Source organism: Lysinibacillus sp. SGAir0095, from assembly GCF_005491425.1.
Lineage (GTDB): Bacteria > Bacillota > Bacilli > Bacillales_A > Planococcaceae > Ureibacillus.
Window position 1 is genome coordinate 2,624,280 of sequence record NZ_CP028083.1, and the last position, 14,978, is coordinate 2,639,257.

At 37.9% G+C, this 14,978-nt stretch carries 12 protein-coding genes and 1 other annotated feature; all 12 genes read right to left on the minus strand.

The features are described 5' to 3' along the window. Positions 1-3: 3 nt before the first annotated feature. A complete protein-coding gene (locus C1N55_RS12940; protein WP_137729215.1) occupies positions 4-1,023 on the minus strand; it encodes a rod shape-determining protein in 1,020 nt (339 codons plus the stop codon). A gap of 515 nt (positions 1,024-1,538) precedes the next feature. Further along, the gene (gene radC / locus C1N55_RS12945) at positions 1,539-2,237 is read right to left on the minus strand and encodes a RadC family protein (protein WP_137729216.1); all 699 of its coding nucleotides are present in this window, start codon (positions 2,235-2,237) and stop codon (positions 1,539-1,541) included. Positions 2,238-2,251: 14 nt separating this feature from the next. After that, positions 2,252-2,839, minus strand: coding sequence for a Maf family protein (locus C1N55_RS12950; RefSeq protein WP_137729217.1), 588 nt, complete (start codon positions 2,837-2,839; stop codon positions 2,252-2,254). A 93-nt stretch (positions 2,840-2,932) separates the two neighbouring features. Then, a complete protein-coding gene (locus C1N55_RS12955; protein ID WP_137729218.1) occupies positions 2,933-3,592 on the minus strand; it encodes a hypothetical protein in 660 nt (219 codons plus the stop codon). 174 nt (positions 3,593-3,766) lie between these two features. Further along, on the minus strand, positions 3,767-5,020 hold the full coding sequence (locus C1N55_RS12960; protein ID WP_137729219.1) for a bifunctional folylpolyglutamate synthase/dihydrofolate synthase: 1,254 nt from the start codon (positions 5,018-5,020) through the stop codon (positions 3,767-3,769). Beyond that, a complete protein-coding gene (locus C1N55_RS12965) occupies positions 5,010-6,299 on the minus strand; it encodes a bifunctional folylpolyglutamate synthase/dihydrofolate synthase (RefSeq protein ID WP_137729220.1) in 1,290 nt (429 codons plus the stop codon). Before C1N55_RS12965 ends, C1N55_RS12960 begins: the two co-directional genes overlap by 11 nt. 285 nt (positions 6,300-6,584) lie before the next feature. Then, positions 6,585-9,236: a valine--tRNA ligase gene (locus C1N55_RS12970; RefSeq protein ID WP_137729221.1), complete on the minus strand. Its 2,652-nt coding sequence runs from the start codon at positions 9,234-9,236 to the stop codon at positions 6,585-6,587. Positions 9,237-9,310: 74 nt separating this feature from the next. Further along, positions 9,311-9,562 (minus strand) — a binding site (T-box leader). 274 nt (positions 9,563-9,836) lie between these two features. Then, the gene (locus tag C1N55_RS12975) at positions 9,837-10,808 is read right to left on the minus strand and encodes a hypothetical protein (protein ID WP_137729222.1); all 972 of its coding nucleotides are present in this window, start codon (positions 10,806-10,808) and stop codon (positions 9,837-9,839) included. A gap of 220 nt (positions 10,809-11,028) precedes the next feature. Further along, positions 11,029-12,315 carry a glutamate-1-semialdehyde 2,1-aminomutase gene (gene hemL / locus C1N55_RS12980; RefSeq protein ID WP_137729223.1) on the minus strand — a complete coding sequence of 429 codons (1,287 nt, stop codon included), beginning with the start codon at positions 12,313-12,315 and terminating at the stop codon, positions 11,029-11,031. Positions 12,316-12,317: 2 nt separating this feature from the next. Beyond that, on the minus strand, positions 12,318-13,298 hold the full coding sequence (gene hemB / locus C1N55_RS12985; RefSeq protein WP_137729224.1) for a porphobilinogen synthase: 981 nt from the start codon (positions 13,296-13,298) through the stop codon (positions 12,318-12,320). After that, positions 13,285-14,052, minus strand: a complete 768-nt coding sequence (locus C1N55_RS12990; RefSeq protein ID WP_137729225.1) for a uroporphyrinogen-III synthase — start codon at positions 14,050-14,052, stop codon at positions 13,285-13,287. The genes hemB and C1N55_RS12990 overlap by 14 nt, the downstream gene beginning before the upstream one ends. Further along, a complete protein-coding gene (hemC, locus tag C1N55_RS12995) occupies positions 14,045-14,974 on the minus strand; it encodes a hydroxymethylbilane synthase (protein WP_137729226.1) in 930 nt (309 codons plus the stop codon). Before hemC ends, C1N55_RS12990 begins: the two co-directional genes overlap by 8 nt. Positions 14,975-14,978: the final 4 nt, after the last annotated feature.

Consider the following 14,978-nt stretch of genomic DNA (forward strand, 5'->3'; position numbering starts at 1 on the left):
TCCTTACCCTTTCATCTGTTGAGAACGAACTAAATCGATATGGTCTAATGCTTTACCTGTTCCAATAGCCACACAATCTAGTGGATTTTCTGCGATAAATACAGGCATGTTTGTTTCGTCACTGATGACTTTGTCTAGGTTGCGTAGAAGTGCCCCACCGCCAGTTAGAACAATGCCTCTTTCCATAACGTCCGCGGAAAGCTCTGGAGGTGTTTGTTCTAATGTTTTTTTCACTCCATCTATAATTGCTGAAATTGCCTCTTTTAAAGAATCCGAAATTTCTTCAGCAGTGATTTCAATAGTTTTTGGTAATCCAGTTAGCAAATCACGTCCGCGGATTTCCATTTTTTCGTTGCTATCATCTACACGGGCTGTACCGATTTCGATTTTGATTTTTTCTGCAGTACGTTCACCGATAGTCAAGTTATACGTTTTACGGATATAGCTGATGATGGATTGGTCCATTGCATCTCCCCCGATACGTACCGATTCACTTGTTACGATACCACCTAACGAAATGACCGCTACCTCTGTTGTACCACCACCGATATCAACAACCATTGAACCAGTTGGATCCCATACAGGTAAGTCTGCCCCAATCGCCGCTGCGAATGGCTCTTCAATTGTAAAGGCTTCTTTTGCACCTGCTTGTCTAGAAGCATCGATTACGGCACGTTGTTCTACCGATGTAATACCATATGGTACACAAATCATAACATTCGGCTTTTTCCAGTTTGAACCTGAATTTTTTAGAGCTTGTTTTAAATAATACTGAATCATTGATGTTGTAATATCAAAGTCAGCAATAACACCATCTTTCATCGGTCTAATGGCAACAATTGACCCAGGTGTACGGCCAATCATATTTTTTGCATCGTTACCAACAGCAACAATGTCCCCAGTTTTAGTATTTTTAGCAACTACTGAAGGTTCTCGTAATACAATCCCTTTTCCTTTAATGAAAACTAATGTATTCGCTGTGCCAAGATCAATCCCGACATCCTTATTTCCTAATCCAAACAAATTTAGTACTCCCTTTCTTTTTTTAAGCAATCTATTAAAGCGCTTAAAATCATAAGAATTATTATAGCTGAAAAGCTCAAAAATTTATAGTGTCACATGTACTGTTCTACCATATTTCTCTAATGATTCATTATTACACGGATAGGTGATTTTATGTTTTGCTGATATCCGCATAAGAAAATTCATCGATTTTCGCTATTATGGCGAAAAATTGCGATTTTCTAATCGACATTTTTCATTTTATTTCGATTTTGCCCATGAAACAAATAAAATAATTATGTAAGTTTTTACATTCATGTAACAAGTGCTCCATTGAAATGACGAAAAATATAAAAATAGGTTCGCTGAAATGAAAATGAAATATAATACGCGTACAATTACAATTTATGAGCTCTTACTTCATCATTTTGTAATAATGTTGTCATTTGTTTGTTATGTGATTTTATTTTAATTTGCCCCCAAAAAAGTCGAATATCCATCAAATCGGACATTCGACTAAAAACTCTTTATGAAAGTTACATATATCCTTTTTCTTTTAGGCTAATGTATTGATGGTCACCAATAATTACATGATCAATTAATTCGATCCCTATAATATATCCCGCTTCTTGCAAACGTTTTGTTACTTCAATATCCTCTGGACTCGGCGTTGCATTGCCACTTGGATGATTATGTGAACAGATAATCGATGCTGCAGAACGCTTCACCGCTTCACGGAAGATTTCGCGCGGATGAACAATACTTGAATTTAAACTTCCTATGAATATCGTTTGTTTATGCATTACTTGGTTTTTTACATTTAAAAATAAAACCACAAAATGTTCCTGTTGAAGCGAAGACATTTCAGGCATTAAAAAAGTAGCAGCATCCTGCGGAGAACGAATGGTAAACCGATCATCGACTTGTTTTTGAGATAATCTTCTACCTAGCTCAACAGCAGCTAAAAGTTGCACTGCCTTCGCCTCGCCAATTCCCTTAATCGACATGATTTCTTCTATCGTTGCGTGTTTCAGTTCATGTAATTTTTCGAAATAATTCAATACACGATTTGCAAGAGTTAACACAGACTCCTGCTTCGTACCTGTCCGCAATAATATCGCTATTAATTCTTGGTTTGATAAACTTTGCGCTCCTTGTCGAATTAACCTCTCCCTTGGCCGATCCTCTACATGTACATCACGTATCATAAGCTCGGGAAATGGGGCAATCGTCATTCATTTATCACTTCCTATAATTTTAGAATGTTTAAGGCAAGTAGTTTTTCAAATAGGCTTGCTAATGGTAATCCGACGACATTGTTATAATCACCAACGATATGATCAACAAAGAGAACGCCATCTGTTTGGATTCCATAGCCTCCTGCTTTGTCAAATGGATCACCAGTCTCGATATAGCTTTCAATTAGTTCTCTTTTTAATTTTTTAAAGAATACTTTTGTTTTCTCTACAAATACGTCTTCTCTACCATCCGGTTGAATAATGACAACCGCAGTCATTACTTGATGAGCGTTTTCTGAGAGTCTAGTTAAGTGTGAGATTGCTTCTTCTTTATCTTTTGGCTTATGTAGTAATGTGTCTTCAAAGACAACTACAGTATCTGCACCAATGATTGTTTTGCCCTTCCCTTTTGTTGCTACATCACGTGCTTTTAATAACGCTACTTCTTGTACATATTCATCCATTGTTTTAGCTTGTACAGACGTTTCCTCTACATCACTTGCGATTACTTCAAAGGGAACACCTAATTTTGAAAAGAGTTCCTTTCTTCTAGGTGATGCAGATGCTAAAACAAGATGCTGATTCGTTTTAAAATTCATTTCCATTCCTCCTATTCTAATGATAGCCGAGGAATGGAAATTTGAAAAATCCTACTCCATTTTCAAATCTAATTTTTCACTTTTTTTACTTGTTTAAAATTCAATTTTCATACAATCATTTTTTTCAAAATAATGAGCAATCAGATGCAAACGAGCTGTACCTAAATCCTGTGAAAAGCTTGATAATGCTGAAGTGATGGCTTGCCAATCCTGTGGAATATTATCTGGGACGTTACCATCTTGAAAATAAAATTTTGAGGGGTCATTGTTTTCTAAAACTGTAGGCAGTCCTTTTAACGTTTCTTCAGTGCAAGCTGATGCTGATAATTTAAAGGTCTTTGCAAAAGAAGTTGGGTCTTCTGATAAGATGAGTTCTTCTCTAATCGGTGTAACTGCAGACCACACATGGTATTTTCCATCTACTTCTACAGTTGCACTTGTATTTAAAACAGGATTTTCCGAGATAAAATCCAATGCAGATTCTTCACTCGTAAAAACTCCATATTGATTCGCGTAAAATTCTACTGAGGAACTATCTTCCACTACTTCATTCGTTCCATCATTGGATGATTGTACGGGGATCACTTCTTCTTCACCTTCCCCTGAACTTGCTTGCTGCTGCTCTTGGTTTGTTGATGAATTCATAGAACTGAGCAAAAGCACAAAAAATACTACACCAGCGAGGCCCGCTATAGAACCAATCACTGCTGCATTTCTCAATTCTCGTCTTCCTATTACATTTGGAAATTTCATATGCATCACCTCATATTTTAACGGTAACAAATCTAGATTAAAAAAAAGCGAGACAGTTGTCGTCTCACTTAAAAAATATTTCGCAAAAAACGCCATTAATCGATTCGTTTCAACATCACCTATTCATACTATTTACAAATGGTGAATATTTAAATCAAATACTTTTCAAAATTATTATTTTAATAATAATCGCTCTCTCATCTCGGTTAGTAAATATAGTGAGCCTGTTACAAAGGTCTTACCGGATTTTGAACTTGCTGTTTTAAGAAATGCAGTATAATCCTTCAACACTGTTGCTTGTGAGGCTGTTGATAGTGCAAGCATTTCTTTTGAAGTCATGGCTCGCTTATTTTCAAAGTCAACAAAGTAAAATTCATCACTTACTTGCTCCAATTGCTGAAGAACTGACTTTACATCCTTGTCGGCTAATACTCCCACGACAAATCGAATCCGCTCGTCTGGAAACTGTTGCTTAATGGTTTGAACAAGTTTCTCCGCACTTGCAGGGTTATGCGCACCATCAAAATAAACATTCGGTAAAACTTCTTCAAAACGCCCAGGTAAACTTGCTGCAAGAACAGCATTTCGAATTTTGTCTACATCAATTTCTAGTTTAAAGTACTCGGCTATTTCAAAAAATGCAGTGATTGCTATAGCCATATTATCAGCTTGGTGACTTCCCGGTAATATTCGAGATAAGTTATTTATTACCAACCCTTTTTCATCGTTTGTATACAGATCATATGTATTTTCAATTGAGACTTCAAATTGATTTCCAAGTGAAATTAAATCTGCTTGTTTGTCATAGACTTCATTTTCAATTACAGTGTATGCATCTATCGGTAATCTCCCCACAACGACGGGGATATCCTGTTTAATAATTCCTGCTTTGTGCTTGGCAATACTCTGAATTGTTGGGCCCAGAAATTTTGTATGCTCCAGAGCAATACTTGTGATGACGGAAACAACCGGGGTAATCACATTTGTACTGTCCTCACGCCCCCCCATGCCAGTTTCCAATAACACTAGATCAACCTCTTGCTGAGAAAAATAAAGAAAAGCAGCACAAGTTAATAACTCGAAATCCGTTAATTTTCCGCTTAGACCCGCTTCTTTTAGCTGTATAAAAAGCCCATCCATTTCTTGTTCCGAGATTGGGTTCCTATTAATTTGTAGCTGATCATGGACATCGACTATACATGGAGACATAAATTTCCCTACAATTAAACCGTGCTTTCTCGCTAATTGTTCTAGAAATGCAATTGTTGAACCCTTTCCATTTGTCCCGGCAACATGCACGAAAGAACAATTTTTTTCAGGGTTCTGTAACAATTGAAGTGCTTCCTTCATGGCACCCAGACCTGGTTTTATCGATACATCACTTTCAACTGCCCACTTTTTCTTATAATCATCTAATCTAGGAATCATACTTATCTACCTTTTCTACTAGTTTTTTGCGCACTTCTGCAATGAAATATAAAGAGCCTGTGATGATTAATAATTCATCTGACTGCAAGGATTTCATTTCATTTTCGATCAACTGCTGCCAATTGTCATTGATATGTATAGTGGGATGCTTTGATTTGGATGCTAGTACATCTGCTTTCGTCGCTCTTGGCAAATTAATTTGAGTAAAGCTCATCGAAGCTGCAACTTCATCCATCAATTGTATACTTAGCTCATGGTCTTTATCTTGGAGCGCAGCATAAATAAATTTATATTTTTTAGTTGGATATACTTCCTTCAAAGTATGAATTAAGCTAATCGTCCCTTCCGAATTATGGGCACCATCCAGTATAATCCGTTCACTCACATTCTCAAAACGCCCTTCCCACTTTGCCTTTTGTAATGCTTTTTTGATAGTCGCTTCTTGTATGGACATATCAAATAATAATGAAGCTGCAATAGCAAGTGCAGCATTGTTGATTTGATGTTCTCCTTGCATTGCTAAGGGAATTTCTTTCATTTGATAATTCCCAAAAGAGAAATTGAAATACTGAGGGGATCCTTTCTTTAAACTTTCTATCTCAATCTCTTCATTTAAGAAGTAGCACTCTGATTGACATTCAGTTGCTTTTTGATAAATTACTTTCTTTGCTTCTAATTGTTTAACTCCCACCACTACTGGTTTTTCTTTTTTTATGATTCCTGCTTTTTCGATAGCTATTTTTTCAATCGTGTCTCCTAAAATCTCTATATGTTCCAGCGATATTGTTGTAATCACTGAAACAGCAGGTGTAATAACATTCGTAGAGTCGATTCGTCCACCAATTCCCGTTTCCATTAAGGCGATATCGATATTCGCATTCGCAAAATATAAGCACGCAATCACTGTCATAATTTCAAAAAAGCTTGGATATTGTCCATCCAATTGATTTTGAATGACGTCATCTACCCTGTTAGCACAGCTTAAAAAATGTGCATCTGTGATCTGTTGGTGATTAATTGTTATTCGTTCATTGACCCGCTCTAAATGAGGAGAGATAAAGGCCCCAACACGCAGACCATGCTGCATTAGAATTTCACGCGTGGCATTCAACGTGGAACCCTTCCCATTTGAACCAGCAAAATGAATAAATTTGACTTTTTCATGAGGGTTGTCCAATTCCAATAATATTTTTCGTACTGCTTCAAGTGGCTCGCCTTTATATGTACTTGCCCTTAAGTTAAAAATAAATTCGGTACATTCATCAATCGAATGAAACATGTCTATTTCTCCTAAGCATTTATAATTTATATAATAAAACTTTCGCATACTCTCTAGCATTTGTAAAATAACAAAACTAGAATGGATTTATTATTTTACAAAGCCTCCATGAAAACTTGAACTAAATCTAAGTAGATCTACCAAGAAAAATCGTAATTTAGTGTTTAGCAACTTTCTAGTATTGATTTATCTATCCTCAAAAGAAAAAAGACTGTAGAACCTACTCGCAATTTCGAGCAGGTCTACAGTCTGTTGCACAAGAACCTAGGACATCAATTAAGTGGATTACATATTGTTCAGTTCTGCTAAGCGTTTTTCAACTGCTTCGTGTTTCTCTTGATACTCCGCTAGTTTTTCACGTTCTTTAGCAACTAAACTTTCAGGTGCTTTCGAAACAAATTTTTCGTTTGAAAGTTTACCATTCACAAGCTTTACTTCTTTTGCCCACTTTTCAAGTTCTTTTTCCAAACGAGAAATTTCTTCTTCTAGATTAATTAAACCTGCAAGTGGTAAGTAAATTTCTGCCCCTGTTACAACCGCTGTCATCGATTGAGCAGGTGCTTCCATCGCTACACCGATCGTGAGGTTTTCTGGGTTACAAAATTTTTCGATGTAGGCTTTGTTAGTTTCTAAAATGCTGGCAATTGCTTCATCGTTCGCCGAAATTGTTAACGGCACCTTCTTACTCATCGGCGTATTTACTTCCGCACGGATATTACGTACAGAGCGGATGATCTCTGTTAAAAGCTTCATGCTTTCTGCATCTTGTGTAAAGTTGAATTCTTCTTTGACAGTTGGCCATGCCGCAACGGTAATCGAGTCCCCTTCATGAGGAAGGTGTTGCCAGATTTCTTCAGTAATGAATGGCATCATTGGGTGAAGTAATCGCATTGTGTTATCTAAAACATATGCCAATACAGAGCGAGTTGTTTTCTTAGCAATTTCATCTTCACTGTATAAAGGAAGTTTCGCCATTTCAATATACCAAGAACAGAAGTCATCCCAGATAAAGTTATAAAGTTCACGGCCAACTTCACCGAACTCATATTTATCTGATAAAGCTGTTACACGCTCAATTGTTTCATTCAAACGAGTTAGAATCCATTTATCTGCAACATTTAAATCACTAGTTAAATCGATTTCTTCAAATTTCAATCCTTCCATATTCATAAGGGCAAAACGTGAAGCATTCCAGATTTTATTGGCAAAGTTCCACACGGACTCTACTTTTTCAGTAGTGTAACGTAAATCTTGACCAGGTGATGAACCTGTTGCTAAGAAGTAACGAAGTGCATCTGCACCAAATTGGTCAATTACATCCATAGGGTCAACACCATTACCAAGGGATTTGCTCATTTTGCGTCCTTCACCGTCACGAACTAAACCGTGAATTAATACATCTTTAAATGGACGTTCGCCAGTAAATTCTTTTCCTTGGAAAATCATGCGAGATACCCAGAAGAAGATAATATCGTAACCAGTTACTAATGTGCTTGTTGGATAATAACGTTTAAATTCTTCATTCTCAAGATCTGGCCAGCCCATTGTTGAAAACGGCCATAAAGCTGAAGAAAACCAAGTATCTAATACATCTTCATCTTGTGTCCAGTTGCTTGCGTCACTAGGTGCATCTTTTCCTACATAGATTTCACCAGTTTCGTTATGATACCAAGCAGGAATTTGGTGACCCCACCATAATTGACGAGAAATACACCAGTCATGGATATTTTCCATCCAACGGTTATACGTGTTTTCAAAACGATTTGGTACAAAATTTACTTTTTCGTCTTCTTGTGTTTGCATGGCTAGTGCTTCTTCGGCAAGAGGACCCATCTTAACAAACCATTGTGCTGAAAGGTAAGGTTCAACTACAGCACCTGATCGTTCTGAATGACCAACTTGGTGAACATGTGGTTCAATTTCAACTAAAACGCCTGCTTCTTGCATGTCTGCGACAATTTGTTTACGGCATTCAAAGCGATCCATACCAGCATATTTCCCAGCAAGATCATTCATAGTTCCATCTTCATTCATAACAAGAATACGTTCCAAGTTATGGCGGTTACCAACCTCAAAGTCGTTAGGATCATGAGCAGGCGTCATTTTAACAACCCCAGTTCCGAATTCCATGTCAACATAAGTATCTGCAACGATTGGAATTTCACGACCAACGATTGGAAGAATTACTGTTTTCCCGATTAAATGTTTGTAACGTTCGTCTTCCGGGTGTACGGCAACGCCAGAGTCCCCAAGCATCGTTTCTGGGCGGGTTGTGGCAACACGTAATTTCCCTGAACCATCTGCTAATGGATACTCCATATGGTAGAAAGCACCCTCTACTTCTTTATGGATAACCTCGATGTCTGATAACGCGGTTTTGGCTGCTGGGTCCCAGTTGATAATGCGTTCACCACGGTAAATTAAATCTTTTTCATATAACTTTACGAATACTTCTTTGACCGCATCAGATAAGCCTTCATCTAAAGTAAAGCGTTCACGGGAATAGTCTAATGCTAAACCTAGCTTTGCCCATTGTGCACGGATATGGCTAGCATATTCACCCTTCCATTCCCAAGTTTTTTCAAGGAATTTTTCTCGTCCAAGATCGTATCTTGAAATTCCGTCTGCACGTAATTTTTCCTCTACTTTTGCTTGTGTCGCAATTCCCGCATGGTCCATACCTGGCAACCAAAGAGCATCATACCCCTGCATACGTTTCATACGAATTAAAATATCTTGTAATGTTGTATCCCATGCGTGGCCTAAGTGTAATTTACCTGTAACGTTTGGAGGCGGAATTACGATGGAATATGGTTGCTTCCCGCTTTCAGGCTGTGCTTCGAAAAATTTCCCCTGTAGCCACCACTCATAGCGTCCAGTTTCAATACTTTGCGGATCATATTTTGTTGGCATAGATAGGTTTTGTTGTTCTGTCATATTGACTCCTCCTTATATAGTTGTTTGGCAAGTAGCGAAATAGAATAAAAATAAAAAAACTCCTATCGCCCTAGTAAAAGGACGAAGGAGTTTTGAATTCGCGGTACCACCTTTAGTTCCGAGTTAGTGTCATCATACATCTACGAATTTCCACCAAAATCTCGGCTCTCAATTAGCTAACGGGTTTTACCCGGCCTTTTGCTACTGCTATTTCACAAAAGCTGCTCCAAGGCTACCTTCAAATGTTGCTAGCAGAAACTTTTCAGCTACCGTTTCCTCTCTATAGCAAGCAAGAACATTTTACTCTTCCTCTTCAACGCATCTATCCTTATTCACTTGTACTTTGCTTCGTCTTGGCTCTTATATTATCAGAGAGACATTTCATAAACAAAGTATAACTGTTCTTAAAGTATAATATACCACCAACAGTTTTCAAGTGACAACATTTTTAATCAAAGGAAGAAAAAATTTAAAGAAAAGATATTGAGCTATTGCTACTACAGAGGCTACATTTTTTCAGCTTGATTAAATATTTTTGATGCATTCAAATTGCGTTTCATCTGCTATTTATAACGAGATAGCATAGGAGTAACTAGCTCATTACTCGCGGTAGCTTTTATTTGAAACATTCAATAGTGTGTAGGATTCAGTAAGCTCATTATAAAAATCATCCGCATCTGTAGGGAAGTATTGATTTTTAGCCTCCACTACTTTTTCTATTTCAATTTTTTCTGCAGTTGGTTCTTCCATTTTAATTTCAACATTATCGTCTATCATTGTGCCATCACTCACATCAACACTTGGTATAGCCTTCAAGCTCGGGCTGTCATCAGCTATACCCAATGAATCCTCGGCTTCATCAGTGTTACTGAAATTTACTTCAGTTGTTTCCTCCGGTGGTTGTCCTTCAGGAATGATCGATTGTTCTGGAAAAATGCCATCCGTTCCGCCAAATTGTATTTCTTCCGTATAGGGTGATTCTTCTTTTGGCAGAAAATCTTCAAATGAAGGTGCAACATCGATTAAAGGTCGTTCAGGCTGCTCATTAACTGGTACTTTTGGAGTTTCTTCAGAAACAGGTAGAGTCTCTTGAAATACCGGCTTTTCAGGTAATGGAATTTGTTGAAATTCTACAGGGGACTGCTCTTCAAATTGAAATAACGCACCTTCGACCGTCTCGTCAAATTGACAATCCACATCCCATTTAAACGTGCAGTTCGAGCCATCATAAACAAAATGGGAAACATCATTAATACTTACTAATGGCGAGCTATCAGAAGCAACCTTATCACGAGGCAGGTCTACCTCTAAGGGCAATGCATACTCGAAGTATCCATTATTCCCTTCAAACTCAAGCTCTTCAATTAATGTACCATCGCTAGTTTCTGGTAGCTCATTTGGATTAAAACGAGCTATCGCAGCAATATGATAGATACCCACTAACCGTAAAGAGTCTTCAGTTTCAATTTGCTGCCAAATTGGTTTAACATCTACAGAAACCACTTCTTCTACGACACCTAACTGTTCTGGAAAAACAAATTGTGTCATCATATCCCAATTAATTTTTTGCATCTGGCATCCCTCCCGTAACTACCATATGCTAGAAGATTATAAGTATGCTTATGTACACATGAAATATCACTTTTAAGAAGCATTTTAGTTATTTGAAACGCCATTACAGACCAATCGAGAAAGCCTTAGAAATACATATTCATTTTAGATAAGAAATTCGATGTAGATTGCAAAAAAAACACCTTTCCATTTTAGAAAAGGTGTTCTACTAGTAAATAGTTTATTTTGCTAGTTTAGCGAATACATTGTGGAATGCTTGAACTGTTTTGGCAATATGCTCTTCAGTATGTGCTGTCGAGATAAATAATCCTTCAAATTGTGAAGGTGGTAGATAGATTCCTTCTTCAGCCATTAACTTAAAGTATTCAGCAAACATGGCTAAATCGGATGTTTTTGCAGATTCAAAGTCTACCACTTCTTCGTTTGTTAAGAATAAACCAATCATTGATCCAGCACGGTTAACTGTATGTGGAATATTGTATTTCGTTGCAGCTTCACGAATACCAGCCTCTAATTGATCTCCAAGCTTTTTGAAATGCTCATAGGATTCAGGAGTTAAACGCGATAATGTTTCAATACCTGCTGTCATAGCTAGTGGATTACCCGATAATGTCCCTGCTTGATAAACTGAACCAGCTGGAGCAATATGTTCCATAATCTCACGTTTCCCTGCGAATGCGCCTACTGGAAGGCCGCCTCCTACTACTTTACCTAAGCATGTTAAATCAGGGTTTACGCCAAAGTAGCCTTGAGCACAATTGTAATCTACACGGAAGCCAGTCATTACTTCGTCAAAAATAAGAAGTGCACCGTTTTCTTCTGTTACTTTACGTAATCCTTCTAAAAAGCCTGGTTTTGGAGGAACAACACCCATGTTCCCTGCAACTGGTTCAACAATTACTCCGGCAATTTGCTGACCAAATTTTTCAAATACAACTTGTACGGCTTCTAAATCATTATAAGCAACAGTCAATGTGTTTTTGGCAATATCAGCTGGTACCCCAGGGCTGTCTGGTAAACCAAGAGTAGCAACACCTGAACCGGCCTTGATTAATAATGAATCACCATGACCATGGTAAGAACCTTCAAATTTTAAAATGATGTCTCTTCCTGTATACCCGCGTGCTAGACGTAATGCTGCCATTGTAGCTTCTGTTCCTGATGAAACAAAACGAACCATTTCAACTGAAGGTACACGGTCAATTACGATTTGAGCTAATTTAGTTTCCAAAAGAGTTGGTGCACCAAATGACGCCCCTTTTTGAACTTGTTCTTGAATTGCTGCTACCACTTCCGGATGTGAGTGACCCAAAATAAGAGGTCCCCAGCTTAGTACGTAGTCAATGTATTCATTGCCATCGATATCTTTAATAATGGCTCCCTTACCTGATTCCATGAAGATTGGGTCGGTATTAACAGATTTAAATGCACGAACTGGACTGTTTACCCCACCAGGCATTAGATTTACAGCTTCTGAGAAAGCTTGAATAGATTTTTCATATGACATAATTATTTACCCTCCAACCAGCGAGCAACATCTTTTGCATGATAAGTTAGAATCATGTCGGCTCCAGCTCGCTTCATACCTAGTAAAGTTTCCATTACAACTGGTTTTTCTTCGATCCAACCATTTTGTGCAGCCGCTTTGATCATAGCATACTCTCCAGATACGTTATAAGCAACGATTGGTAATGTGTAGTTATTTCGAACATCTCGAATGATATCTAAGTATGATAATGCCGGCTTGATAATTAAGAAATCTGCACCTTCTTCAATATCAGACTCCGCTTCACGGAATGCTTCTAATCGATTAGCTGGGTCCATTTGATACGTTTTACGATCACCAAATTGAGGGGCACCATCTGCTGCTTCACGGAATGGACCGTAGTAAGCAGAAGCATATTTTACAGCATAAGACATAATCGGAACATCTTCAAAACCAGCTTCATCTAATGCAACTCGAATTGCTGAAACGAAACCATCCATCATGTTAGATGGTGCAATAATATCTGCACCTGCTTTAGCTTGAGAAACGGCAGTTCGACCTAATACATCAAGAGAAGCATCATTTAAGATTTTCTCTCCTTCTACAACTCCACAGTGGCCATGATCCGTGAATTCACATAGACATGTATCTGCAATCACGATTAACTCTGGATGACGCTCTTTAATTTGACGAGTAGCTTCTTGAACGATTCCATGGTCATGGAAAGCACCAGTACCAACTGCATCCTTTTCAGCCGGCAAACCGAATACAATCACTGCAGGAATTCCTAACTCTACTACTTCATCTACTTCAGCATTTAAAGTATCTAAAGAAAATTGGAAAACACCAGGCATAGAACTTACTGGATTTTTAATGTTTTCGCCTTCCATTACAAAAATCGGATAGATTAAGTCTTCTTTGTGCAAATAAGTTTCTTTAATCATTGATCGCATAGCTTGTGATGAACGAAGACGGCGATGTCTTCTGAAATTAAGTTCTGTCATGTCTATTTTCCTCTCTCATTCGAATTTCCTCTATAACTGCCAACATTGTATAGTCAGCAGGCTTATATGTAACTTGAGCTCCATAATACTCAATTCTCGCTGCTGTAATATGACCAATACTTGCATATTTAGCTTTTCCCCATCCAATAACAGGAGCAATATGCAATGCAAAGACATCCACAGCAGATGGACTTGCAAAAATAATAATAGGTTGGTTTCTAGATTTAACTAACTGAATGAACGGCTCAATCGCAGATAAATTATCTTGTGTTTCATATACAGTCCATTCAACTAGTTCGAACGGTAGCCCAACTCGTAATGTGTCTTTAGCTTTACTTCCTCTTAAGAACATACAGCTTGGATTATTCCCCGCTATTTTCGGAAACTCATTTACAAATACATCGGCACTGAAAACAGTTGGAGTAAAGCTTACATCGAAATGATAGCTCTTCAGTAATTCAGCTGTCTTAGAACCCACTGCGGCAATTTTCCCATTAAAGTGGGAAGTATTCAACTGATGACGCTTGATTTTTGTGCAAAAGGCTTCAACAGCATTTTGACTCGTAAAGATTAACCAATCAAAATTTTTCGCTTGCTCTAATTTCACCTGATCATCTTGTTCAATTATTTCAGCCGTTTCGATAAGTGGATAGGAATAAGCTTCCGCGCCTAATGCTTCGATTTCAAAAAGGACAGTCGTTGTTTTAGAAGAGCCTGTGACAACAACTGTTTTCCCACTAAGTGGATTAAGCATCTAGCTCAGCCTTTACTTTTTGAATTAAATCATAGGCCCCTTGCTCTGTTATAATTTTTGCTACTTCTTTACCTAGTTCCTCTGGATTTGTTCCTGTTAATGTTTCTTTAAAAATCACAGATGAATCAGGGGCTGCTACTAATCCTGTGAAAGTGATTGAGTCTCCTTCAGTTGTTGCATACCCTGCAATCGGTACTTGGCAGCCACCATCCATTGCAGCTAAAAATGCTCGTTCTGTATGAGCTTCATTCCAAGTGATTGGATCCGTTATTTTTGCTAATTCCGCCAAAAGCTCTTTGTCCTCTGCACGGCACTCGATACCTAGTGTGCCTTGTGCAACAGCTGGTAAGCAAATATCTATATCTAAATATTCAGTTACAACATCATCATTCCAGCCAAGACGCTTAAGTCCTGCAGCAGCTAAAATAATCGCATCAAATCCTTCATTTTCTAGTTTAGCTAATCGTGTTTCTACGTTTCCACGAATCCATTTAATTTCTAAGTCTGGTCTCGCTTGTAATAGCTGTGCACCTCGGCGCAGTGAGCTTGTCCCTACAACAGCTCCTTTAGGAAGGTCTGCAAATTTAACATGTCCATTCGATATAAAAGCATCTCTGGCATCTTCACGAGGAGGAATACAGCCGATGACTAATCCTTCTGGTAATACAGCTGGCATATCTTTCATGGAATGTACTGCAAAATCTATTTCTTTGTCGTAAAGAGCTTGCTCAATCTCTTTTACAAATAAGCCTTTACCACCGACTTTGGATAATTGAACGTCTAAAATACGGTCCCCTTTTGTCACAATTTCTTTAACCTCAAATTCAAAAGGAACTCCTGCATTTTTTAGTTCGTTGATGAACCAGTTTGTTTGTGTTAAAGCTAACTTACTTCTTCTCGAACCTACTATAATTTTTCTCATAATG

Coding starts and splice junctions, on each gene's coding strand:
- radC (WP_137729216.1), bottom strand. CDS start 2,237: ATGACGATTGCCCCATTTCCCGAGCTTATGATACGTGATGTACATGTA.
- C1N55_RS12950 (WP_137729217.1), bottom strand. CDS start 2,839: ATGAATTTTAAAACGAATCAGCATCTTGTTTTAGCATCTGCATCACCT.
- C1N55_RS12955 (WP_137729218.1), bottom strand. CDS start 3,592: ATGAAATTTCCAAATGTAATAGGAAGACGAGAATTGAGAAATGCAGCA.
- C1N55_RS12960 (WP_137729219.1), bottom strand. CDS start 5,020: ATGATTCCTAGATTAGATGATTATAAGAAAAAGTGGGCAGTTGAAAGT.
- C1N55_RS12965 (WP_137729220.1), bottom strand. CDS start 6,299: ATGTTTCATTCGATTGATGAATGTACCGAATTTATTTTTAACTTAAGG.
- C1N55_RS12970 (WP_137729221.1), bottom strand. CDS start 9,236: ATGACAGAACAACAAAACCTATCTATGCCAACAAAATATGATCCGCAA.
- C1N55_RS12975 (WP_137729222.1), bottom strand. CDS start 10,808: ATGCAAAAAATTAATTGGGATATGATGACACAATTTGTTTTTCCAGAA.
- hemL (WP_137729223.1), bottom strand. CDS start 12,315: ATGTCATATGAAAAATCTATTCAAGCTTTCTCAGAAGCTGTAAATCTA.
- hemB (WP_137729224.1), bottom strand. CDS start 13,298: ATGACAGAACTTAATTTCAGAAGACATCGCCGTCTTCGTTCATCACAA.
- C1N55_RS12990 (WP_137729225.1), bottom strand. CDS start 14,052: ATGCTTAATCCACTTAGTGGGAAAACAGTTGTTGTCACAGGCTCTTCT.
- hemC (WP_137729226.1), bottom strand. CDS start 14,974: ATGAGAAAAATTATAGTAGGTTCGAGAAGAAGTAAGTTAGCTTTAACA.